This window comes from Desulfuromonas versatilis, assembly GCF_019704135.1.
GTDB classification, from domain to species: domain Bacteria; phylum Desulfobacterota; class Desulfuromonadia; order Desulfuromonadales; family NIT-T3; genus Desulfuromonas_A; species Desulfuromonas_A versatilis.
The window spans coordinates 1,708,824-1,733,651 of the sequence record NZ_AP024355.1; the positions used below are offsets into that span (position 1 = coordinate 1,708,824).

Below are 24,828 nucleotides of genomic sequence, written 5' to 3' on the forward strand. Positions count from 1 at the left end.
GGCTGCAAATGATCCGACGGATCGGTCGGATCGGACTGATCGCCCGGATCCGACGCGGCCGCCACAACGGAACGGCAAACACATGACCCGAAAATACATCGATTTGCACCTGCACAGCACCTGCTCCGACGGGGTCCACCCGCCCGAAGAGGTGGTGCGCATGGCGGCGCAGGCGGGGCTCTCCGCCATCGCCCTGGCCGACCACGACAACATCGACGGCATCGACGCGGCCCTGGCCGCGGGGCGCGAGCTGGGGGTGGAGGTGATCTCCGGGGTGGAGCTTTCGGTGGTCTGGGAAAGCTTCAAGGACATTCACCTGCTCGGCTACGGCTTCGACCATCACCATCCGCAGCTGTGGGAATCCCTCAGGGAATTTCGCGAGTTCCGCGAGAAGCGCAACGAACTGATCGTCGGGCGGATCAACGAAAAATTGCAGGGCGAAGGGCGCGAGCCGATCTCCTTCGAGCGGGTCATGGCCCTGGCCGGCGGCACCGTGGGACGTCCCCACATTGCCAGGGCGCTGATCGAGCAAGGGCATGCGGAAGACGTGGAGGCGGCCTTCCAGCGCTACCTGATCTGCTGCAACGTGGAAAAACGGTTTTTCCCCATCGATGACGCCATTTCCCTGGTGCATCAGGCCGGCGGTGTGGCGGTGCTCGCCCATCCCCCCTTCATCACCCCGGACCGCAAGGTGTTCACCGACCTGCTCGATGCCTTCATCCCCCTGGGGCTCGACGGGGTTGAGGCCTACAACTCGGGCTCGACCAATGCCGATATCGACTGGTACATCACTCAGGCCCGCCGCCGAGGCCTGATCGTTACCGGCGGCTCCGACTTCCACGGCATCGAGGGGGGCGAAATCGTCATCGGTGGTGGGCGCGGCAACCTGAAGATCCCCTACGCCTGTCTCGAGGACGTCCGGCGCCTGCTCGCCAAAAGGGCGGGGTAGGCCGCGGGGGAGGTCAACAGCCTGACAGCCCGCGACGGACTCTTGACCCGCCTTCTTCTGACCGATCTCTGACGGCCTCACCGGATACCCGGTGGGGCCGCGTTTTTTACCGGACCCGATTCGGCCGCGGCTTCCCTGAATGAGGCCCTGATTTTGCATGAGCAAAGCCTGGTCAGACCATTTCAGGCCTGGAAGGGCTTCTCCCAAGGCCCTTTTGTTGCCCCGGAACCAGGTGAACATGCGCCACAGCAGTTTGAAAACCAAAATATCCCTGGCCGTCTCCCTGTTGATCATCGGGATTCTGTCGCTCTCCGCCCTGTTCACCTTGTGGTACTTCGAGGGAGAAATCAAGCGGCTTATCTCCGAGCAGCAATATGTCCTGATTACCGAGATCGCCGGGGATATCGATGAACGAATCGAAACCGCCCGCGACATCATCAGCGCCTGCGCCGGGCAATTTCCCGCGGAGCTGGTGTCCGATCCGGAGCAGGCCCAGCATGAGCTGGACTATCATCTCGGGGTCGGCACCCGCCACATTTTCGACAACGGCATTTTCCTGTTCTCTCCCGACGGCATGTTGGTGGCCGAAAGCCCCTACAAGGAGGGGCGTCGCGGCCGCGACTATTCCTTTCGCGAGTATTTCCAGGAAACCCTGGCCACCGGCCGCCCCCTGGTTTCCGACCCCTATTTCTCGAGCCAGAGCCACGGGCACCCGGCCATCAACTTCACCGCGCCGATTTTCGATGCCCGGGGCAGGATTGCCGGGGTGCTGGCCGGCAGCCTCGATCTGACCAAGGACAATTTTTTCGGTGAGCTGCAGCGCATGGCCATCGGCCAAACCGGCTACCTGTACCTGTTCGATACGCGCCGCACCATCATCATGCACAAGGATGCCAGCCGTATCCTGAAGGCGGATGTCTCCGAGGGCGCCAACCTCGCCTTCGACCGGGCTCTGCAGGGTTTCCAGGGGACAACCGAGACGATCAATTCCCGAAACCAGCCCATGCTGGTCTCCTTCAAGCGACTCAAATCCAAGGACTGGATCCTTGCCTCCAACTACCCCCTGACCGAGGCTTATCTGCCCGTGCAGCGGGCCAAGATGTACGCCGGCGGGGGGTTGGCCATCGCCAGCCTGCTGACGCTGGCCCTGGTGTGGCTGATGGTGCGGCGTCTGACCTCCCCCCTGCTGCACCTGACCGACCACATCCGCAAGGTGGCCGAACGCAACCCGAGGCGCGGTCCGCTCGAGGTGGGGGCTCTGGATGAGGTCGGCCTGCTCGGCGAGGCCTACGGGCGGATGCTGGGCCAGCTTGAGGCCCAGGAGCTCAACCTCGAAAACCAGCTCAATTTTTTCCAGATCCTCATCGACAACATCCCCACTCCCGTCTATTACAAGGACATCGACGGCTCCTACCTGGGCTGCAACAGCGCCTTCGAGGCCTTCTGGGGGATCTCCCGCAATCAGATCATCGGAAAAACGTTTTTCTCTGACCAGGGGCAGGACCTGGATGCCGTCCTTCGGGATGAGGAGCGGATGCAGGATTTCGAAGGAAACGGCCCGTCGGTGCAGGTGAGCGAGGCCAGGGCCACTCACAGCGACGGCCGGCCCCGGGAGATCCTGCTCTACAAAACCGCCTTTCCCAACATCGACGGGTCGCCGGGAGGGATGATTGGCTCTATCATCGACATCAGCCACCGCAAGGCGGCCGAACTGGCCCTGGCCGAACAGAAGGAGTTTTCGGAGAACCTGCTGCAGAATTCGGCGATCCCCTGCTTCGTGCTCGATGCAGAGCATCGGGTTATCATCTGGAACCGGGCCTGCGAAAGGCTCACCGGAATCTGCGCCGGCGAGGCGGTGGGCCAGAAAAGTCCCTGGCATGCATTCTACGACCGTGAGCGTCAGCTGCTCGGGGACCTGATCCTGGACCAGGCGGAGGACCAGCTGGGCGGCCTTTATGCCGTTTCTTCCAAGTCGGAACTGCTGTCAGGCGGTTTGCGCGCCGAGGGGTGGTATCCCGGGCTGGGCGGCAAGGATCGCTACCTCGCCATCGAGGCGGCCCCCCTGCGCAACAGTCGCGGCGAAATCGTCGCCGCCATCGAAAATCTGCAGGACATCACCGAACGCAAGCTGGCCGAGGAAACCCTCCGCTACCTGGCCCACGGCACCGAGGCTTCTCCCGGGGAAGAGTTCTTCGGCTCCCTGGTCCGCTACCTGAGCCGCATGCTCAACGTCGACCTGGCGCTGGTCGGGGAGTTCGATACCGAGGACCCCAACCGGGTGCGAACCGTGGCCGTCTGCGACCGGGGCGACATGGTGGAGAATTTCGTCTATTCCCTTCGGGAAACCCCTTGCGAAGTGGTGGTCGAAGAGATCCTGTGCATCTACCCCGAGGGGGTCGCGGAACGGTTCCCGAAGGACCTGATGCTGGCGGAGATGGGGATACAGGGGTATGCGGGGGTGCGGCTGCGGGGGGCGGAAGGCAAGGTCCTGGGCATTCTGGTCGTATTGGACCGCCGGCCTCTGCAGACTGTCGAGAGCATCCGCTCGCTCATGGAGGTTATGGCCGTGCGCGCCGCCGTGGAGCTGGAACGCCGGCGTTCCAGGGAGGCCCAGGAAAACTCCCTGTCGCTGCTGCGGGCAACCCTGGAGTCCACCGCCGATGGCATCCTGGTCACGGACAATGACGGCGGGGTGGTCACCTGCAACCGGAAATTCGCCGAAATGTGGCGCATCCCCCAGACCCTGCTGGCGAACCGAAGCAGCAGGGAACTGCTCGATTTCGTACTGCCCCAGGTCAAGGACCCCGATGGATTTCTGGAGCGGACCCGGATGCTGTCCCAGGGCAGCGAGGTCGAAGACTGGGACACGGTCCCCTTCGAGGACGGCAGGATCTACGAACGTTTCACCAAAGCCCAGCGGGTGGCGGGGGGGATCGTCGGCCGGGTGTGGAGCTTCCGGGATGTTACCCAGCGCCGACGTTTCGAGCAGGAACTGTTGAAGACCAGGGACTTCTACCTGACCATCTTCGAAGAATTCCCGGCCATGATCTGGCGCAGCAACCAGACCGGCAAATGCGATTATTTCAACCGGACCTGGCTGGACTTCACCGGCAAGAGCATGAACGAGGAGATTGGCGAACGCTGGCTGGAAAATGTCCACCCCGATGACCTCGGAACCTTCCTGGGGCAGTTTCGACAGGCCCTGCAGGCCAGGTCGATGTTCAGCGTCGAGCTTCGCCTCCGCCGCCATGACGGCTGCTATCGCTGGATGACCACGGTGGGGCGTCCGTTCAACGATTTCGCCGGGCGCTTTGCCGGTTTTATCGGCGCCAGTTTCGACATCACCGAGCGGCGCGAGGCCCTGGAGCAGGTGCGCAATCTTTCGCTGGCGGTGGAGCAGAGCCCCAACTCGGTGGTCGTCACCGACCTGCGCGGGCGCATCGTCTACGTCAACCCGAAGTTCACCGAGGTGTCGGGCTTCTCGCTCGAGGAGGTCCGGGGGATGACCCCGGCCGTCCTGCGCTCGGGCCGGACCACTGCCGAGGAATACCGGAAGCTCTGGAACACCATCGGCTCGGGCCAGGTATGGAAGGGGGAATTTCTCAACAAGCGAAAAACCGGCGAGCTTTTCTGGGAATCGGCCCTGATCTCCCCGGTTACCGGCCCCGATCAGAAGATCACCCATTTCGTGGCGGTCAAGGAAGATATAACCGAGCGCAAGAGAACCCAGGAAAGCGAGAGGCGCAGCAGAGGGCTCTCCGAGGCCATGACCGAGGCGACACTCTGCTTCCTGCAGCAGGGAAGCATCAACGAGGTGGCCAGAATCCTCGTCGAGCGCTGCGTTTCGCTGACCTCTTCGGCCTTCGGCTTTCTTTACGACCTCGACGGCAAGGGCGATGCGCGCATCCTGGCCACCGCAGGCCTGCCCCTGGCGGGTCAGTCCCTGCAGGTCGTTCACCAGGAGGTCAGGGCCGCTTCCCCGGAACAGGTCTATCACCTTCTCGAGCGCTCGCAGGGCCTGCTGTTCGCACCGATCGACCAGCGGCGGACCATCCTCGCGAATTCGGAGTTCCCCCGGGAACTTATGACCCAGGCCGAACAGGACCTGGGTTTCCCCGTCCGATCGTTTCTGGGGGCGCCCTTGTGCATCGGTTCGGAGGCGGTCGGCTGTATCGGCCTGATCAACAGCGAGGAGGGGTTCACCGAACGCGAACGGGTCGAGCTGGAGGCCTTCGCCCAAACGGCCGCCCTGGTCATTCAGAGCGTTCGGACCGAACTGGCCCGACAATTAGCGGAGGATTACCTTGGCCAGGCCCAGAAAATGGAGGCGGTGGGGCAGCTCGCCGGTGGGGTTGCCCACGACTTCAATAACCTGGTTACGGTAATCAACGGCTACAGCACCATGCTGGCCCGCAGCCTCAAGGACGACCCCAAGCGCAGGCGCGAGGCGGAGACCATTCTGCAGGCGGGCGAGCGGGCCGCGGCGCTGACCCGCCAGCTGCTGGCCTTCAGCCGCCGGCAGGTGCTGGAGCCCAGGGTGCTGGACATCAATCCCCTGGTCAAGGGGCTGGACAAAATCCTGCGCGGCCTGCTGCGCGAGCAGATCGGAGTGGAAATGCTGCTCGAGCAGAATCTCGGGCGGGTCAAGGCCGATCCGGGGCAGGTGGAGCAGGTGTTGATCAATCTCGTAGTCAACTCCCGAGATGCCATCTCCGGGGATGGGAAAATAACCATCCGAACCGCTAACGTGGAGATCGACACGGCATTCGCCCGTCAGCACAATGGCTCGGTGCCCGGCGACTATGTCATGCTCGAGGTCACCGACACCGGCGACGGGATGACCCCGGAAGTGCGCCAGCGCATTTTCGAGCCGTTCTTCACCACCAAGGAGCAGGGGCGGGGGACCGGGCTCGGGCTGGCGACCGTCTATGGAATCGTCAAGCAGAGCGGCGGCTATATCCTGGTGGAGAGCAACCCGGGCGAGGGGACGCAGTTTCGGGTGTACCTGCCGCGCACCGCCGACAATCCCGCCGCGAATCGGCGCAGGTTGCCGACTCCGCCTCGCGAAGGACATCAGATGGTCCTGGTCGTGGAAGACGAAGCGGCGGTGCTTGCCCTGGTGGCCGACGCCTTGCGGGGCAGCGGCTACCGGGTGCTGGCCGCACACGATCCCGCGCAGGCGCTGAAGCTTTTCGAGGGGGCGCCCGAGCAGGTGGACCTGTTGTTGACCGACATGGTGATGCCCGAGATGAGCGGGCCGTCGCTGGCCGAGGCCCTGCGTCGCCAGCGGGCGGATCTCCGGGTCCTGTTCATGTCGGGATACAGCGATCTCAATGAAGACGAAGGCCTGGAGGTCTTCGAAAGAAAATACTTGTTGCAGAAACCCTTTACCATGGATACCCTGCTCGCCAAAGTACATGATGTACTGGGGGCTGCATGATATGGATCAAGGAGGATGACCGGTGGAATATCAGGTCCTGATCGTCGAGGATGAGGAAATCGTCAGGGATATGGAGTTCGCCACTCTCCAGGGCGAGGGCTATCTCTGCCACACCGCGGCCAACGCCGATGCCGCCAGCGAACTGGTGCAGCAGCGCAACATCGACCTGGCCCTGATCGACATCAATATGCCCGGCCGCTCGGGAGTGCAGTTTCTCAAGGAACTGAAAGAGGCCTCTCCCGACTCGGCGGCGATCATGGTCACCGCCGTCGACGACCTGGAGACGGCCATGTATTGCCTGCAACTGGGGGCGGACGACTACATCCTCAAGCCTTTCAACCTCGACCGCATTCTCCTGAGCGTGCGCAACGCCCTGGAAAAGAGGCGCCTGGTGCTGGAAAACCGGGTCTACCAGCGCCAGCTTGAGGCCAAGGTTCGGGAGCAGACCCAGCGGATCCGCACCACCCTGGACGAACTTCAGGATGCCTACGACAGCACCCTGGCGGCCCTGGTGCGATCCCTGGATGCCCGGGAGAAGGAGACGGGGTCGCATTCGGAGCGGGTACGCTCCTACACCCTGGCCCTGGCCGAGGTGCTGGGGGTGGAGCAGGGCCGCCGCGACGATCTCGCCATGGGCGCCCTGCTCCACGATATCGGCAAAGTCGGGGTGTCGGACAACATTCTGCTCAAGCCCGGAAAACTCGACGAGCAGGAATGGGAGGTGATGCGGCGTCACTCCCGGATCGGCTACGACATCATCTGTGGGGTCCGGTTTCTCGATAAGGCCGCCGAGGTGGTCCTCTCCCACCACGAGCGCTACGACGGGGGAGGATATCCCGATGGGCTAAAGGGGGAGGAAATCCCCCTCGGCGCGCGCATCTTCGCCATCGCCGACACCCTGGACGCCATGACCTCCGACCGACCTTACCGCAAGGCGCTCCCTTTCCAGGCGGTGGTGGATGAACTCAAGCGTTGCAGCGGCACCCAGTTCGATCCGCGGATGGTCGAGGCGTTTCTCTCCATCCCCAAAAGGCAATGGGAAGAGATCGCCGGCAAAGCGCTTGATTAATTCAGTTCGCGAGGGTATTTTGAACGGGCCGGTTGCAGGTTGACCGGCCTTTTTCTTTTCTCGAAGTTTATTGGAACGTGTTTCAGGGGTCTCGCCCCCTGCCGGCGACCAAACTTTTGTTCGCCCAAAAGTTTGGATCAAAAGGGCGCCCCCGTTGTCCCCACCCGCCTGCGGCGGGTTCCCTCCGCTCCGCAGACGTTTCGGGGCCGTTCACATTCGCTTCGCTCAACCTCACGGCTTGTTCCCGAAACGTCCACTGCGCTACGGTGGGTACAAAGGGGGATTTAAATTGTCAGACCTTCTCAATTTCTTCGCCACCGCCCCCAAGGGGATGGAACAGCTGCTCGCCGAGGAGCTCAACAGCCTCGGCGCCGTCGAGGCGGCCGAGGCGCGGGCCGGGGCGAGCTTTTCCGGCACCCTGGAGACCGCCTACCGGGCCTGCCTCTGGTCGCGCCTGGCGAGCCGGGTGCTGCTGCCGCTGGCGAGCTTCGCCGCCGCAGACCCCGAGGCGCTCTACCAGGGGGTGCGCTCGCTGGCCTGGCAGGAGCACCTCGCGCCCCAGGGGACGTTGGCGGTTGACTGCAGCCTCTCGGGCTCCAATATCACCCACTCCCAATTCGCCGCCCTCAAGGTCAAGGACGCCATCGTCGACCAGTTCCGCGACGCCTGCGGGGTGCGCCCCTCGGTGGACACCGAGCGGCCGGATATCCGGGTGAACCTGCACCTGCACCGCAACCAGGCGACCCTGAGTCTCGATCTCTCGGGCGAGAGCCTGCACCGCCGCGGCTACCGCGAAGAAGCGGTGCTGGCCTCGCTCAAGGAAAACCTCGCCGCCGCCATCCTCTACCGGGCCGGCTGGCCAGCGATCGCTGCTGCCGGCGGCACCCTGATCGACCCCACCTGCGGTTCGGGGACCCTGGTGCTGGAGGGGGCGCTGATCGCCGCCGACATCGCTCCGGGGCTGCAGCGCGGCTATTTCGGCTTTCTCGGTTGGAGGAAGCACGACCAGGCCGCCTGGGAGCGCCTGCTCGCCGAGGCCCGCCAGCGGCGCGAGGCCGGCCTGGAGAAGCTGCCGGTGCTGGTCGGCTACGATGCCGACCACAAGGCGATCCGCGCCGCCTGGGCCAACGCCGAGCGGGCCGGGCTGGCCAGCCGGGTGCATTTCGAAAAACGCGATCTCAAGGACCTCGATCAGCCGGGGGGCAAGGGCGTGAGAGCTGGCCTGGTGGTGGCCAATCCCCCTTACGGCGAGCGGCTCGGCGAGATCCGCGAGCTGATGCCTCTCTACGCTACCCTGGGATCGCGGCTGCGCGAATGTTTCCAAGGTTGGCGGGCCTCGATCATCACCGGCAACCCCGATCTCGGCAAGCAGATGGGGATCCGCGCCAGGCGCATGCACACCCTGTACAACGGCGCCCTGGAGTGCAAACTGCTGCACTTCGAAATCGACCCCCAATGGTTCGTCTCCGCGCCCCCCAAGGGCGCAGTTCCCGCCTCGGTGGAGGAGCTGAGCGAGGGGGCCAGGATGTTCGCCAACCGCCTGCGCAAGAACCTCAAGAACCTCGGCCGCTGGGCGAAAAAGCAAGAGATCGGCTGCTACCGGCTTTACGACGCCGATATGCCCGAATACGCCGTGGCCGTCGATCTCTACGAGACGTGGGTGCACGTCCAGGAATACGCTCCGCCCAAGTCCATCGACCCCAAACAGGCCGAAGCGCGCCTGCAGGAGGTGGCGGCGGCGCTGCCGCTGGCGCTGGAGGTCCCCGAGGAGCGCATCTTCTACAAGGTGCGCCAGCGGCAGAAGGGGAGTGCCCAGTACGAAAAGCTCGATCAGAAGGGGGAGTTTCACGAAGTGGCAGAGGGGAATTGCCGTTTTCTGGTCAATTTTACCGACTATCTCGACACCGGTTTGTTTCTCGACCATCGCCCCACGCGGCAGATGATCCAGGAGCTGGCCGCCGGCAAGCGTTTTCTCAACCTGTTCGGCTACACCGGTACTGCCAGCGTCCACGCCGCCAAGGGCGGCGCCACCTCCACCACCACCGTGGACATGTCGCGCACCTATCTCGAGTGGGCGAAGAAGAACCTGGCCCTCAACGGCTTTGCCGGAAGAAACCACCAACTGATCCAGGGAGACTGCCTGGCCTGGCTGGCCGAGCAGAAGGAGGCCTTCGAGCTGATCTTCCTCGACCCGCCGACCTTTTCCACATCCAAGCGCATGGAGAAGACTTTCGACGTCCAGCGCGACCACGTCCCCCTGCTGCAGGCGGCCGCCCGCCTGCTCGCCCCGGGCGGGCTGCTGATCTTTTCCAACAACTACCGCCGCTTCAAGATGGATCGCGAAGCACTCGCCGGGTTGGATTTCGAGGAGATCACCGCGCAGACCATCCCCAGGGATTTCGAACGCAATCCGCGGATTCACAACTGCTGGAAGATTACCCGGAAAGGTTAAACGGGCAAATTACCTGAACCTGGATGGGCGGAGCGCAGCGATGCCCATCGGCCATGGGCATTTAAGGAGATTTTTCGCATGCCGTCCATCGAAGAGGTGAAACACTACCTGGCTGGCGAGGGAATCGAGGTCTGGCAGTTCGACCAGCCGACCCCCAACTCGGAGGAGGCGGCGCGGGCCGTGGGTTGTTCGCCGGCCGAGATCGCCAAGAGCATCCTGTTTATCGTCGGCGGGAAGCCCCTGATGGTGGTGACCTCGGGGGATATGAAGGTGAAAAGCTCCAAGCTCAAACAGGCTGCCGGACTGAGCGGGAAGGTCAAGCTCCCGCTTGCCGACGAGGTGCTCCGCCACACCGGGTACCGCCCCGGCGGGGTCTGCCCGTTTCTGCTGCCGGGGGATCTGCCGGTGTTTCTCGATGCCTCTCTGCGACGCTTCGCCCGTATATATCCGGCGGCCGGGGACGACCACTCCGCGGTCCCCATCTCCGTGGACTGCCTGATGGATCTGACCCTGGCCCAGGAGGTCGATGTATGCGAGCCGCTGGCAGTCTGACCTGGTCCCCCCGCAGGGGGATCTAGGCGCCCTGCGGGTTGCGCACGGCACTTCGGACTCCAGGCCGCATCCCCCGCTTACCGCAGCCCGCTTCCCCTCATGCGGGCAACATCACCCGGATGGCAGTCCCCCGGCCCGGCTCGGAGCGGATATCCAGCGTTCCCCCCAGGGCCCCCACCCGCTCCCGGATTCCCAGCAGGCCGATTCCCTTGAAGCCGTTTTCCGCGTCCCGCGTCTGTTGCGGGTCGAACCCCAGCCCGTCGTCCCTCAGGGTAAGCGCCACCTGGTCCTGCCCGTACTCCAATTCGATCCAGGCGTGCTCGGCCCGGGAATGCTTGGCGGTGTTGTTCAGAGCCTCCTGGCTGATCCGGTAAAGGGCGAGCTCCATGTCCCGCCCCAGGCGTCTGGCCTCCCCGGCAACCGTCAGTTCGACACGCAGGTCGGGGACCTGGACCGAGAATTTTTCGATGTGCCATTGCAGGGTGGATACCAGGCCCAGGTTGTCGAGAATGTTCGGGCGCAGCTGGGCCGAAACGTCCCTGACGTGATCCCCCAGCAGGGCGATCAGGCCGATGAGGCGCTGATACTGGCCTTCGGCTTCCTTCCCCATGTTCCGGGTCATATTTCTCAAGGTTTCCATGCCGAGTTGGAGCGTGGTGAGGATCTGGCCGAATTCATCGTGCAGGTCGCGGGCCAGCCGAGCCCGCTCTTCCTCGGCCAGGTTGATCAGTTGGTGATTGAGGAAACGGATCTCCTCCTCGGCCCGCTTGCGGTCGGTGATGTCGGTGTGCGTTCCGATCATGCGCAGGGCCTTTCCCTGCTGGTCCCGGCGGACGACCTGGCCGCGGGTCAGAATCCAGATCCAGCCGCCCGCCTCCGTCTTCATCCTCACCTCGGCTTCGTAGGTCGCCGCGCGCCCCTCCACGTGTTCGGTCAGGGCTTCCAGGACCCGGTCGCGGTCATCCGGGTGCAGGAGTTTCTCCCAGGTGTAGTATTCCGGCGCAACCTCCTCGGGCCGGTAGCCGAGCATTTCGACCCAGCGGGGGCTGAAATAGACCTCTCCGGTGGTCAGGTTGAAATCCCACAGGCCGTCCCGGGTCGCCTCCAGGGCAAAATTCAGCCGCTCTTCGTTTTCCACCAGCTTGCGCTCGATCCGTTTGCGCTCGGTGACATCTTCGGTGACCTCGATGAAACCGGTCGGCCGCCCATCGGGCCCGAAGACCGGAAAGGCGTGGATATGCGCGTACCAGCGGGTGCCGTCGGCCCGGACCCGCTCCCCCTCGACCTCGACGGGTCGGTTCTCGGCCATGGCCGTCACGCCCGGGCAGCGGGCACAGATGTGGTCCTTGCCGGCGAACTCCCGGAAACACTGGCGACCGATGAACGCTTCCGCCGGTTTCTGATAATAGCGGGACTGGGCCCGGTTGGTCATGAGTATTTTATGGTCGGCGCCGATGAGGCTGATGCCGAAATCGATGTCCTCGACCAGGCTGCGATAGCGCTCTTCGCTCTGGCGCAGCGCGAAGTGCATCCGTTTGCCCTCTTCCCAGGCCCTCACCAGGGGGCGGTACATGAGAAAGTAGACGGGGGACAGAACCACCAGCAGGAAGGTTGCGTCGATAACCGACCTGGTCAGGGGGGGGAGCGGAGGCAGGTGGTGCAGAATGACCATGTCGCAGAGTTCGGCCAGGAAAATCCAGACTACCAGCAGAATCAGCAGACTTTTGGGAGAAATCCTGGATTGGTTCTGCAACTTCAAGTCGGTTTCCTGCTGAGAAATATTGAATTGGGCGGAAGATTCCCGCGGCTTGGTCTGCATGCATCCCCTCCGCTGCCTTGGCAAATTCACCTTGATACTATAATTGTGTAATAGGTTTAATGATTTGCAAGCTTCACCCGGGCGGTTTGTCATTCGTTTACCTCAACCTGCCGAATTGTTATCGGTTTCTCCAGGGGAACTTTCCCCAGGTATTGAGGGGAGGGAAAATAGGGGACAAAGAAATGGCCTATGACTTGGACCGGCTAGATAATTAGAACTTTAATTGCAATTCGGAAATCCCCTTTCCTGGTCGGGGTCAGAGTCCTTTGGCTTGAAAAAATTCTAACCAGTTCGGACGAGGGAACAACGACATCGGCAACCCGTTTTGGGGGCGCCGGCAATCCCCATCCGCTTGGCGTGATGGCTTACTTCCCTGGTAAATTTAATCTTTTATACAATACGGGAGTATAAAGGGGATTCAGACTGGGTAACGAGGTAAATGCTGAAAGATAAGAGCGGCGCTGTTCCTAAAAAGGTCCGGGTGGACGCAAGGCGGACCCCGCAACCCTACTCATCCGGAACCGGCAATGCCTTTACCTCCGCCTGGAGACGATTTCGTGGGGGAAGGGCTGGGTGGAAGATGGGGCGGTTTACTTTTGGCTGGTGTTGATCTTACTGAGCATTTCCCGGGCTTTTTCATGCCCTTGGGACGCGGCGAGCTTGAACCAGATCGAGGCCTGCAATTCATTGTTTTCAACCCCCTCACCATTGAGGTACATGCCGCCAAGGTTGAACTGGGCATTGGCATCGCCCTGTTCGGCGGCCAGTCGATACCATTTAATTGCTTCGCTAAAGTCTTTCTTCACCCCTTCGCCGTTGGCGAACATGACCCCGAGGTTGAATTGGGCCGCAATGTGCCCCTGGACGGCAGCCTGGTGCCACCAACTGAATGCCTCGGCATAATCAGTGGAGAATCCCTCTCCGTCGGCATACATCGCGCCGAGCAAAAACTGGGCATCCGAATCGCCCCTTTGGGCCACCTCTCGCTGGGCCTCCAAAACTTTTTTCGGCTCTACCCTGGCGATAAGTTCCTTCATCCGTTGCCTGGCCCCCTTGTGTCCTTTGTGGGCGGCCATATTCATCCAGACATACGCCAGAGCCGGGTCCAGCGATACGCCTTCCCCGGAGGCATACATGCCTCCGAGATTGAACTGGGCATTGGAGTCGCCCTGTTCAGCCGCGCGCTGGTACCAGCGCGCAGCCTCTTTAAGGTCCTTCACGACTCCGGAGCCGGTGGCGTACATGACGCCAAGGTTGTACTGAGCCGGGGCAAAGTCCTGGTCTGCGGCCATTTTCGCCCATTTGGCGGCTTCGGCCGGGTTTTTCTCGACCCCGTACCCCGTGGCATAGATGCTGGCCAAGAACATCTGGGACTGAACATGCCCCTGGTCGGCTGCGCGCTGCCACCATTGGCGGGCCTCTCCCAGGTCGCGGGTGACACCAGCGCCTTTTTCATAAATGAATCCCATTCCGTACTGAGCCTGGGGGTGTCCTTGTCCGGCTGCCTTGAGCCACCACTGCCGAGCCCTGGCCAGGTCTTGCGGTACGCCGTCACCGTTGGCGTAACGAAGCCCAAGCTGGTACTGGGATTCGGCGTCGCCCTGGTCTGCCTGCTGCTCGATCTGCCGGAGATGGGCTTCGCTCGCAAGGGCGCTGGCGGAGGCCTGAAGGCAGACGGCCGCCATGGTGAGTATGACCAGCCAGATGCGTTTCATGGTGCCAAGACCTTTCTTGAAAATCACTTTCGAGGCCGCGACGGATTCGACCGATCTGTCCGATCAGGGGCGGCCTCTTTTTGTTGGGGTTGCCACCGTCACTTCAAATCAACCCAGACCGCCTCGACCGGTGCCTCTGGCTGTTTTCCCGCCTCGGACTCCTGCCCCACAATCCACGCTCCCCGGGCGCCTGTGCGGCGGTTGGGCGAGAAGGTAAGCGCCGGGGTCAGACCGGTTTCGAACTGGTAGAACTTCTCCAGCACCGCGACCAGCTTTCGCCGGTCGAGATCGCGACCGGCCAGCCGCAGCGCCTCGACCAGGGTCTTGGCCGCCGCGTAGGCCGAGATGGTCGCCTGCAGGTGGTTAGGCTCCAGTTGGTTCTCCCGCATCAGCCGGGAAAGTTCGCTAATTCCCCACTCCTGCCGATCCTTGGCGAGGGTCGGATAGGCCAGAAACAGCCGCCCGGCGAATCCCTCGGGAGCATCTGCGACCGCCCGACCGGCGAATATCCCCGAGGCAAGGACGGTAGGGTGCCACTTTTCAGCGTCGGCAGCCTGGAGAAACGTCAATGCTTGTTCTTCCATTCCCAGAAAAACCACCAGGTTGATTCCGGCTTTTTTCAATCCGGCAATCGCTGTCCGCATGTCGAAGGGGCCGGCGGGAAGGGGGAGGGTGGTCACGACCTCCCAGCTATGGGCCTGGCAGGCTTCTTCGGCCGCTTCTAGGGCCCCGGGCAGGGCGGTGGTATCCGCCGGGTGCAGAACGGCGACTTTCCGTTTCTCCAACTTCAGGTCGTTGGCGGCGTAAACGGTCAGGGCCCGGAGCTGGTCGCCCAAGCCAGGGTACAGGGCGAAGCAGTATCGGTTCTGGGTGTAGGTGTTACGGAGAAACAGGGTGAAGGGCCCGATCAGCGGAAGGGTTTTTTCGGCGGCGATCGACTGCAGAACGTGATCGGCGCCGGGGGTGAAGGTGGCGACCAGGGCGAAGGGCTCCTTTCGCTCGAACCCGGCGCGGATTTGTGCGGCCTGTTCCTCGGCGTCGGTCAGCGACTGAGCTGCGAGCGCCAGGCGGCGTCCGTAGATGCCCCCCCGCTCGTTGACCTGTTTGAAGTAGGCTTCGAGAATTCCGCGCATCGCCTCGCCCAGGGGAGCCAGTCGCCCCTGGCCGGGCAGCAGGGTGCCGATCTCGATGGCCTCGTCGCTCAGCCCGGGTTCGTACAGCTCACCCACCAACTTCATGTAGGCGATCAGATCGTCCAGGTCCTGTTCCGTTATGTCGTAGACCGGCATTGAGGGATCACCGTGCGCCCCACCGGGAAAAGTGCCGTTGACCATGTAATCTTTTAAGCTCGCCACGTCGAAGGCCGGATGCTCCACCCCGTCAGGGTGCACGTGGCCGTAGCTCTTGACCAGATATTTCCAGGTGATGTTGCTCGGCAGCACGCCGCTTTCCGGGCGACCGAGCCCGTCGTAGCCGTGGCAGCTGCCGCAGGTGGCAAACTCGCCTGCAATCTCCACCAACTCTTCGCCGAAATAGGCCAGGATCGGTTGGCCCGAGGGGCTCTTACCCGAGAAATAGATCTCTTTGCCCCGCGCTTCGGCCGCCGTAAGCTCGCGGGCCTGGAGGGGGGAGGCGCAGCACAGGATCAGAGTCGCCAGCAATAGGGCGAGGACGGCTCCGGCGGATTTCGGGTGGTGGAGAGGATAGCTCATCGGGAGTCTCCCCTGTCATTGAGCAGTTCGCGCAGGCGGTTGTATAGTTCATCGACCTGGGCCTGAGGAGAGACTTTCATCCACAGTCCCGTTTTTAGGTTGCCGAGCAGGTAGATCCCCAGGTGCTGCTCGGGATTTCGGTGGTACTGCCCCAGCCGCATGTTTACTTCATCGACGTTTTCCGGGGAGCCGGTGAGAAACAGCCATCCCGGGCGGGGCAGAAACACCCGGGCGTAGTCGTGAACCTTGGCGGGGGTGTCGTTTTGCGGATCGACGCTCACCGAGACGATCAGCACTTCTTGGCCCAACAGCGCGCCGAGTTTTTTCTGCAGGCGCGATAGCACCAGGTTTTGCCGCGGAGATACGGTGTCGCAGTTGATGTAGTAGCCGCTGATCAGCACTACCCGATCCTTGAGCAGGTCGCTGTAGAAATGGACCTTTTCGCCGTCTTGGGTGACCAGCTCCAGGTCGGTGAAGTACCCCAGCGCCTGTTCTCCTGGTTCGCTCCCGGGCAGGGCAGCAAAGACGTTCCCGGAAAAGGCAGCGGAGACGGTCAACAGGGTGGTGATGAACAGCTTTTGCAGGGCTGTGTGTGCGGCGAACCTCATGATTCACCACGGTCCTTGAGATATTCATCCAGGGCGCGCTTGATGACCTTGGGCGAGGGGAACCCGTTCAGCCGGCTCCACAGTCCCCGGCGGCCATCGACGATGAACACCGCCGGCGGGTGGTTGAAGATGTCGGGCGAAAACATCTCCATGCCTCTGAGGACGCTGATGACCTTGTCCTTGTCTCCGGTTAGAAATGTCCAGCCGGGTTTGGCTCCCAGCTTTTCGGAATGCTCCTTAAGCCTCTCGGGAATATCAGTGGTCGGATCAATGCTGATGGTGATCAGCTGGATGGTCTGGCCCAACTGTTCGCCGATCTTGCCCTGGATGTCCTTGAAGATGGCGTCCAGGACCGGGCAGATGGTGGTGCAGGTGGTGTAGGTGAAGGTTACCGCGGTAAGTTTGTCTCCTATGATCTCGCTGATGAAACGGCCGCTGACGCCGTCCTGGTTGATCAGTTCGAGGTCCGGGACATCTATCTGTATGGTATTGGCCCCCGCATGAGCTGGGGGCGGAATCTGCAGGCTGCAAAGAGCGACCATCAACAGCATGGCCAGAAGCATGGTCAGCCGGATGCTGAATTTACCGAAACGTGGCATGGGCAAGGCCTTTATTTTTCCGGGGTTTGGTTATTCGTGGCAGTCAGGAAAATATACGGCAACTGCCGGTAGTCGAAATTCAGGGACGGCACGGCGAAATAAACGCTGTAGACTCCGGGGCGGTCCGCACGAATGTTCGCCTCATAGGTGCCGTCCTCCAGCGGCTTGGCCTGCAGACGGCTCTGCCAGTTGCCGGGCGGGCGTGTCACCAGCAGCGACACATCAGGGATCCCCGTCAGAGGGAGATCTCCGCTGCGCCGTTTCAAGGCAAAGCGAAGGTTGAAATCCCTGCCCACGGGGAAGTTCAGCTGATTGGACAGGACCTCGAGCCGGGGAGGCTCGTCGACTTTGGGGCGGCTCAGGTTGGGGTTGGGTTCGGCGGTAAATGCGAAGCAATTGTAAACCCAGGGGGAGTCGATGAGAAATGCCACATCGTACTTGCCCTCCTTGGGGATTCTGAGCTTGGCCGAATAGACGCCCCTTTGCTTTTCCTGCATGCTGCGGTCCACGACCCGAACCGCGCGCGGCACCCTGCCGTAGGTTGGAAAGGAGCCCATGGCCGCGTTCATACCTTCCATGTAGTAATATACCAGGCGATCCGCGGGGTTGACGGCAAGAACCGTGTAATATTCCCCGGTGGGAACGATGGCGTCAGCCACCGAAGTCAAAGGGTACTGGCCAGGGGGCAGGGTACCGATGGGGATCGTCTGCAGCCCCGGCAAAGTTTCTCGGGTGAGTTGCTTGAGGGGAATCAAGGTCAGTTCCGCGGTGCCCAGAGAGCGAACGTAGGCAAAGCTCTCGGTGAAGACCACCTGGTGAGGCTTATTGCCGATTTCCAGAGAATGGGCGACGCTCTGGCTGGAGGCATCGAGGATGTAGACCTTGTTGGTCAGTGAGTTGGCGATAAAGCCCCAGCGGTCTCCCGGTGCGAACCGAAGGGCGATCAGGCCGGGGTCGAGGGGCAGGGTTTCCCTGATCTCTTGAGTGCTGCCGTCGACGATGGTGAGGCTTCCGTCTGCCTCGGCGGCGACGTAGGCCGATCGGCTCAATTCGGAAAAGTACAGCGCCACCGGGCGCTCGCCCACCTTGAGGTCTTTGGTTTTTTTCAAAGCCTGGGTGTCGATCACCGACAGGGTGCTCTCTTCGCTGTTGGTCACGTAGGCAAACAGGCTGTCGTTGGAAAAAGCGATTTCGTGATGGCCGGCGCCGGTGGGAATAAAACCCGCCACCGAAAAATCGTTGGCATTGATGACGGTCACCCCGGATTTTTCCCTGTCCGCCCCGTTGTTTCCTACCCAGATGTATCTTCCGTCAGGCTGCAGGGCGATGCGCACCGTATTGCTGCCGGCCTGCAGCGTTGCCACGACCTTGAAGGTCTCCAAGTCGATCTTGGCCACCTGGCCGATCTCGGGCATGGTCACGAAAAGATATTTCTGATTCTCGCTGGTGGTCCAGTCCTCGCCCCGGCCCTTGAGCGTTATCAGTGCGTAAAGTTGGGTTATTCCGTTAACTCCCAGGATCGGGTCGACCACCGAGATGCTTTTGTCGTCGTTCAGCACCAGCATGTAGAACTTGTTGAGATCGATATCGGCCTGAAAACCCAGCATTCCCTGCAGGTAGAGACCGATCTGGTCTTTGCAACTCAGCTTTTCCTCGTCTTTTTGCCGTTCCTTAACCAGGTTGACCCATACGGCCGGTTCGAGAGGGCTGATCGGGGCGCCGGATTTGGCGTCGGTAATACGGAATTTGATTTCGGCGATTTCGGCTTCGCGGACCGTTCGCGATTCTCTCCGGGCCTCTTCGTCGGGCTCGATGGAGAACTCTACCCGAACGCCTTTGTGGATGAATTCATCGCTGCTGGTTTCTCCCTGGGGGTTTGTTTCACGGTTTTCCGGAGAAGCTGGCGGTTCAGCCTGCATCGTTGACGGAGCCAAGGCGCTGAATGCGGTCGCAAGGATCACGCTGATAAGAATCCTGAACATGCCGTACCTCGTGAATTGCCTGATTTCCGGGTGGAAGAGGCGTGTGCGGCCCCGGAGAGGCCGCACACGCGAGGGCCCGGGTCTCAATACTTGACCCGGAAAATGCCCCAGTGGCCGTTGTTGAAATGGATCGACGTGTTGTCCCGATAGAGATAGTCTCCGGGAACCCCGTTGATGCCGCCGGCGCCGTTGCGAGGAATCACGTCGAAGTGGTTCGCCGGCCCATGGCCTTCCTGGGTGCCGATCCAGCGGCTGAGAAGGTTATTGCCGATGGCTGTCGAGCCAATGTCGTCGCCGTAAGCGTCCGGATCGACATAAGGCTCTCTTTGCCAGATGTGGCCGTGCAGGTTGAAGACGCTGCTGCGGTTGTGCCCCGCGGGCTGCAGGACGCGGAAGCGCACCTCTTCCCGGGGCCGGGCGAGGAAGATCGGGGTTTGCGGATCGTTGCCGGCGGTGATGCTGTTGGACAGCGAGTTGGTGTAGTCAACATCCCCGGTCAGGCCCTCGTCGATGGTCGGCTCGAAGCCGAGGCGGAACCACATCGGCTCGGTGCGGTAGTTGATGGCCCGCTGGCCGGTGTCCTCGTTGTCCTCCTGCTCGGCCACCGAGGGTTGCGGTTCGCCGTTGCCCAGGCGCATGTTGATGTCGTCCTGCATGACCACCACAAAATCCCGGAAGTGACCAGCGCTTTCCCTGGTGCAGGGGAAATCGCCGTTGGGACAGACCGTGGCTGTGGCGCGGGTGAGCCGGCCGGTTACGTGGTCGCGGTCCGTTTCGGTCCAGGTGGCCCCCTGGGGTTCGATGATCAGGGCCCCGACCGCCCCCTTGGCGCTGTGCTTGATCGGGTCGGAGGAGATCAGGTTGGTGGCCCCGAACTCGACGGGGGTGTATTTAAGTTGGGTTCCCTCGAGCCTGACGTCGCCGGCATACCAGCGGTACGCCTGGGGACGGCGGTCGCCTTTCTTGGTGGTCTGGACGCGGTTGTTCATCCCCACGTTGGCGCCGTCCGAACTGGTGACGTCGAAGGCCACCATCTGGGCATGCAGCCCGAAGCTCGGCGAGGTGTCCAGGTTGTTGGCGTTGAAGTGCCTGGCGCCGGGGCCGGCTCCCTGGGTGATGATCATCGGCATGGTGCTGAAGCCGTCGAGCTCGGGGATGTTTTCCACTTGGCTGCGCAGGACGACCTGGATGCACTCGCCGGCCGCGGCCCGCAGGATCAGGGGCTCGATGGGGGCGTCTGCCTTCAGGGTGCCGTCAAGGTTGAGATCCTCCGTGAGTACGTAGAGGATGGCCGTGGGGTCGTTCAACGGCCCCGGGAATCCCGCCGCCGCCCCGACCCTGGAATTGAAGATCAGTTTCCCGCCGGGCAGGGCATCGCGGGCCAGCACGGCGGTCACGTCGTAGGCGCGGACCGGGGCGGATTTTGGGCACATTTCGTTGAAGTCGAAGCGGTTGGAGATGGTCTTGCCGCCCGTTCCGATGGGATTGTTGGGCAGCGGCAGCAGGTCGCTGCGCGCGGTCGCGTAGTTGCGCATCAACCCCCAGGCTCCATTCCAGAAACCGTCGACCGAGGAGTTCATCGAATAGAGATGGTCGGCCCGGGCTCCGGCCCTCACGCCGCTGGTGGCGACCGGAATCACGAACTGGAACTGCTCCGAGATCCCCATCGCCTGGGCGTTGCGCCAGCCGCTGTTGGGACTGGCATATTCCTGGGTCCACTTGATGCCGTGTACGCTGGCGTTATGCATTTCCTCGGTGGCTCCGACCTGGGTGCGGATTCGCACCTGGTCGCCGTTGTACACCCGCATGATCGGGGTGAAGGGGTCGCGGGGCTGCACGTCGGCCGTCAGAGGCGGATAGACGCCGGGTTGTCTGTTGAAGGCCGGGTCGTCCCGGGGCACCAGCGAGGATAAGGCGTAGGAGAGGTCCCCGGCCAGCCCGGCGGATTGTGCCCTGAACCCGCCGGCCGGTTTGCTGACCCTCAGGCCGATCGGTTCGTTGCGGTAGTTGACTACGAAGGTACCCGGGTCGGCGGCGGAAATGGCCTCCGGACAAGGCGGTGCGGAGCCGTTGGGACATTGATCCGCCGGCACGATGATATCTGGCAGGGCGACTTCTTCTTTTACCGGCGGATTGATGGGGTTGCCCTTGGCGTCGTAGGCCAGCTGGAAGTCGGCGAACTCGAGAAAGAATTCGCGGTAGCTGGCATCTCCCGCCAGGATGTCGGCCCGCCAGCTGGTCGGCCCGCCGTCGGCCCTGGAGCCGAAGGTTACGCCCGTTTCGGGATGTCGCCAGGTCGATCCCTTCGGCTCGACCAGCATGGTTCCGTAGAGACCGGCCTGCTGGTGGGTCGAGGGTCCGAAATGGTCGTGGGTGAAGATGTTGCCGAGGCCCCGGTCGACACCGGCGTTGTTGACCGTCGGGTCGGCCCAGACGCGCTGGATGGTGGTGCGGGCACCTAGGACATTGCGGAATCCGGCCTTGGGTTCGGGGCAAAGTTCAGAATGGTCACCTGCGGCGCAGCCCCGGTAGGCCCGGATTGCCTCGATGCGCTCGATCACTTCGCCGGGACTGAAGGTGCCGTCTTCGTAGTTCCAGCCGTTGGCCGCGCCGTCGGAAGAGGTTACGTCGAACTTCACCAGGTGGATATGCTGGCCGATGACGTCGGTGGGCGTTCTGACCTGGAAATCGTCTTGCTGATAGACGTTGGGCACCAGGTTGGTGTGGTAGAAGTCCATGCAGTCATCGGTGTTGAGGCGGATGACGAAGGGCTCCGGCGGCCGGGTCTTGTCCAGGGTGGCCTGCACGTCGTCTTCCAGGGTGATAATGCGCTGCTGGTTGAAGTGCCAGCCCACCTTGTTCAGGATCACGTCGGTCTCGATGACCGCCGCCCGGTAGGTTCGCGGCGTGCCGATGGGATAAATGGTGTTCTTGTGGTCGGTATCGCCGAACACATCGGGCCGGCAGGGTTCGGCATAAGGAGCGCCGGCGACCCGCTTCATGCCGTTGGTTTCAAACTTTGCATAGCTGCCCTCCGGAGCCTTGGTATCGTGGAAATGTTTTTCGTGGAACCGCATGGCGGCCTGTTCTACCGCGGTCCCCTCTTCGGGGAGGAACTCGGCGTTTGCGGCAAGCAGCTTCTTATCGAAATCCTTAGGGTCAACCGTGCTTTCGAAGGCCGGACCCGGAGCCGCGCCGGCATCCTCGGGAGCCGAAATGATCACGTGGCGGGGAAGTCCGCCGTCGAGAAGCCCGCCCGAGCCGTCCGGCGCGATATCCAACGGCGGTGTCGGCGGACGGTGTCCGGCGACACCGGCGATGAAGAAGGGGTAGCCGGGGTTGCCGATATCGTCGTAATCACCGTCTTTGAATCCCTTTTTCCCGTCGCCGTCGTAATCGAATTCATCGTCGAGGGGCGTGATGTTCGCCTGACCGTTGATGATCTCGACCCTGGCCTCGGGCATGGGGGCCATCGGCAGACCGGGAAGGGGAATAACTGCGGGTATCGGTGTGCCGGCGGCGATTTCGCCGTCGGGCAGAGCCCTGGCTCCTGCCGCGGGCATACCGTGGCCTAAGGGCAGGGAAGGGCCCTGGGCCAGCTTGGTCCCTATTTCAAATACGTCGTGCACCCGCCAAAGACCCCACATCCCCTGGGCGAAGTGGGGGTAGAAATGACAATGGAAAATGGCGTCGCCGACGGTTTTGTTACGGTTGCCGCTGCCGTTGTAGGCAATCTCGTAGGTATAGGCGCTGCCAGGGCCGATCGCCTGGAAATCCAAGTAGTTCGAGTTGTCGTCATCGGGGGTGAACAGCCACTGGTGGGTATGCAGGTGGAAGATGTGGTGTTCCGACCCGACGTGAATATTGCGGACTTTTACGTGGTCGTTCAGGTAGCTGTGCCAGACGTTGGCCGGGTCCGCAGGATAGAAGGCGAAGGTGGCCTTGGGGCCCGGGATCGGCGCTCCGCCGTCGGCCGGATTGGTGCCGACGTTGGCCGGTACGTCGACGATCATGGCCGGATCCCCGACCGCCCAGGAGGTCAGGAAAAACTCCTCGTACTTGCAATCCACGCAGTCGTGCATGGGGCCGACACCGATGCGGTTGGCGATGATCTCGGCACCGACGCCGCCGGTGCCGTAGTTGATGGCGAACCCATCGACCACGCTCTTCAAGGTGAAGGCGAAGTCATTGTCTCGGAAAAGGTCGAAGGCCTGAATCGCCTTGATCTCGTCGTGGAAGACGACGCTCATTTCGCGGAAAGGTTGTTCCCGGTCGGGCAGAGTCGGATTTTTCGGGTAGACCTTGTTGAAGTTGGAGATGATCGCGTTCAGCTCATTGTGGACGATGGTGTTGCCGTCCCGGATATTGAGAATGGGCAGGTTTTTGAAACGGTGGGTCGCCGGGTACCTGGCCTCGTAGTTGATCTTCGGTTGCCCGTTGCAGAAGTACCCGGCTTCGGCGTAATGCCCCCCGCCATTGCCGTCATCGCAATAGTCGGGCGCCGAGCTCTTGTCCAGAGCCAATTCCAGGTCTTCGCGGGTTACCTGGCTGCGGTACCATTTGGCCCCCGCCGGCTCCACGTTGACAATCCCGAACAGGCCGAAGGCATGGGTGCCGCTGCCCCCCTGGCCACCCACATTGGCAGCCGTGCTGTACAAGACGAAGGCATCCTCCTTCTCGGCGTAAACCGTGTAGGTGGTACTCCCCCCGGGGGGCACCAGACTGCTGGGATTGGCCCCTACGTTGGACCCGTCATCGGTGATGTCACCGCCAAGCTGCATCCCCGTGATGTGGATGCCGGCGGAGCGGGTGGCCGGCTGGTCGTTCAGCTCGATGCCGGTGGCCGGGTCCACTGCCGCGGCGGCCGCGGCAGTGGGCGCGAGAAGGTTTTTAAACGAAATTTGAAGGCATTCCCCCTCGTTGACCCGCAAGGCGATAGGGCGGGGGCGTTTGTCGTCACGCAGCTTGACGTCCCCTGGGGAACATGCCGTGTTGAGACAGCTGTGGGCCAGGTCCTGGTCTTCCGGCAGGGTGTCCTTGGGGACGACGTCCTTCGCCAGGGCGAAGATCATTCCCTGGGGGTTGACGGCCCCCAACCGGTTGAAGGTGAGAAACTGGTCGAGCGCCACCACGTCGGCGTGAACGGTGGTGCTGCATAGTCCTGCTAGTGCGGGCGAGCTGTACCCCATTATCACCAGGGGGAGCAAGAGTAGAATGCCGGCCAGCACCCGGATTCCATTGTGGATAATGTGCGATCTGGGATTATCGGGCGTTGCGGAGGGGCTTCGTTGGGCCATGATGGTCCTCCTTTTCTGTTGCTGATAGGCCTTGGACTCCAGGCTCTTCCGTTTTCCGCGTCAGCAGTTCGCTTGGATGGAAAATGGGATAATTTTATGGTGCTAATAAGTTATTGCAAATTCAAATAGTGTTCCAAGGATGTAAGGTCATGTTTTTATTTGTGTAAATCAAGCATGGCGGTTGAAAAATTTCAGCTGTAAAGAAAACCGAAAAAATGTCTACATAAGAACTATTGTTGACCAAACTACCGATGGGTTGAGAAAAGTTTAATAAAAATAGTAAGTTATGTCTGAACTGGGTGGGGATGGTTTCCCGCTGGGCGTATCGTAAAGCCTAGTTTGTGGACCTTGGGAGGCGGAATTCTCTATGCTCTTTTATTTCCCTATGAAATTAGAAAAGTTTTTTATCTGACATATAGAGGCATATCTCAAACCTGCTGGTTGCCTATGGGGAGAAACCCGAATTTCCTGGTAGGAATTTCCTACTTTTTTATTTTTTGAGGGGACCTCGAAACTGAAAACGGCTGAGCCTGTAAAGGGTCCAAAACTCAAGCCTCGAGTTAAGTAATTGAATATAATATTGAATAATCTTCATTGGAGCTGGCTTGTCGATCAGGTTTACAGTTTGCTTGAT

Annotated in this window: 12 protein-coding genes; 5 read left to right on the forward strand and 7 right to left on the reverse strand. The window is 61.8% G+C overall.

What is annotated here, in order from left to right:
- Positions 1 to 82: 82 nt before the first annotated feature.
- From DESUT3_RS07605 to DESUT3_RS07625, 5 genes are all read left to right on the forward strand, one after another.
- Positions 83 to 949: a PHP domain-containing protein gene (locus DESUT3_RS07605; RefSeq protein WP_221251871.1), complete on the forward strand. Its 867-nt coding sequence runs from the start codon at positions 83 to 85 to the stop codon at positions 947 to 949.
- A 238-nt stretch (positions 950 to 1,187) separates the two neighbouring features.
- Positions 1,188 to 6,389: a PAS domain S-box protein gene (locus tag DESUT3_RS07610; RefSeq protein WP_221251872.1), complete on the forward strand. Its 5,202-nt coding sequence runs from the start codon at positions 1,188 to 1,190 to the stop codon at positions 6,387 to 6,389.
- Positions 6,390 to 6,411: 22 nt separating this feature from the next.
- Entirely contained in the window at positions 6,412 to 7,458 is a 1,047-nt protein-coding gene (locus DESUT3_RS07615) for an HD domain-containing phosphohydrolase (protein WP_221251873.1), read from the forward strand.
- A 289-nt stretch (positions 7,459 to 7,747) separates the two neighbouring features.
- Positions 7,748 to 9,910, forward strand: a complete 2,163-nt coding sequence (gene rlmKL / locus DESUT3_RS07620; protein ID WP_221251874.1) for a bifunctional 23S rRNA (guanine(2069)-N(7))-methyltransferase RlmK/23S rRNA (guanine(2445)-N(2))-methyltransferase RlmL — start codon at positions 7,748 to 7,750, stop codon at positions 9,908 to 9,910.
- Between the two features lie 78 nt (positions 9,911 to 9,988).
- A complete protein-coding gene (locus DESUT3_RS07625) occupies positions 9,989 to 10,462 on the forward strand; it encodes a YbaK/EbsC family protein (protein WP_221251875.1) in 474 nt (157 codons plus the stop codon).
- Positions 10,463 to 10,559: 97 nt separating this feature from the next.
- Here the strand turns inward: DESUT3_RS07625 and DESUT3_RS07630 are convergent, their stop codons facing one another.
- The 7 genes from DESUT3_RS07630 to DESUT3_RS07660 all read right to left on the reverse strand — a co-directional run bounded on the left by DESUT3_RS07630 (position 10,560) and on the right by DESUT3_RS07660 (position 24,194).
- A complete protein-coding gene (locus DESUT3_RS07630; RefSeq protein ID WP_221251876.1) occupies positions 10,560 to 12,221 on the reverse strand; it encodes a PAS domain-containing sensor histidine kinase in 1,662 nt (553 codons plus the stop codon).
- 650 nt (positions 12,222 to 12,871) lie between these two features.
- The gene (locus DESUT3_RS07635) at positions 12,872 to 13,996 is read right to left on the reverse strand and encodes an SEL1-like repeat protein (RefSeq protein WP_221251878.1); all 1,125 of its coding nucleotides are present in this window, start codon (positions 13,994 to 13,996) and stop codon (positions 12,872 to 12,874) included.
- A 98-nt stretch (positions 13,997 to 14,094) separates the two neighbouring features.
- Positions 14,095 to 15,708: a cytochrome c/ABC transporter substrate-binding protein gene (locus DESUT3_RS07640; RefSeq protein WP_221251879.1), complete on the reverse strand. Its 1,614-nt coding sequence runs from the start codon at positions 15,706 to 15,708 to the stop codon at positions 14,095 to 14,097.
- Positions 15,705 to 16,316, reverse strand: coding sequence for an SCO family protein (locus tag DESUT3_RS07645; protein WP_221251881.1), 612 nt, complete (start codon positions 16,314 to 16,316; stop codon positions 15,705 to 15,707). The genes DESUT3_RS07640 and DESUT3_RS07645 overlap by 4 nt, the downstream gene beginning before the upstream one ends.
- On the reverse strand, positions 16,313 to 16,915 hold the full coding sequence (locus DESUT3_RS07650) for an SCO family protein (protein ID WP_221251882.1): 603 nt from the start codon (positions 16,913 to 16,915) through the stop codon (positions 16,313 to 16,315). The genes DESUT3_RS07645 and DESUT3_RS07650 overlap by 4 nt, the downstream gene beginning before the upstream one ends.
- A gap of 11 nt (positions 16,916 to 16,926) precedes the next feature.
- Positions 16,927 to 18,897: a cytochrome D1 domain-containing protein gene (locus DESUT3_RS07655; protein ID WP_221251883.1), complete on the reverse strand. Its 1,971-nt coding sequence runs from the start codon at positions 18,895 to 18,897 to the stop codon at positions 16,927 to 16,929.
- A gap of 83 nt (positions 18,898 to 18,980) precedes the next feature.
- Complete coding sequence (locus tag DESUT3_RS07660; RefSeq protein WP_225911652.1) at positions 18,981 to 24,194, reverse strand: cupredoxin domain-containing protein; 5,214 nt, start codon at positions 24,192 to 24,194, stop codon at positions 18,981 to 18,983.
- Positions 24,195 to 24,828: the final 634 nt, after the last annotated feature.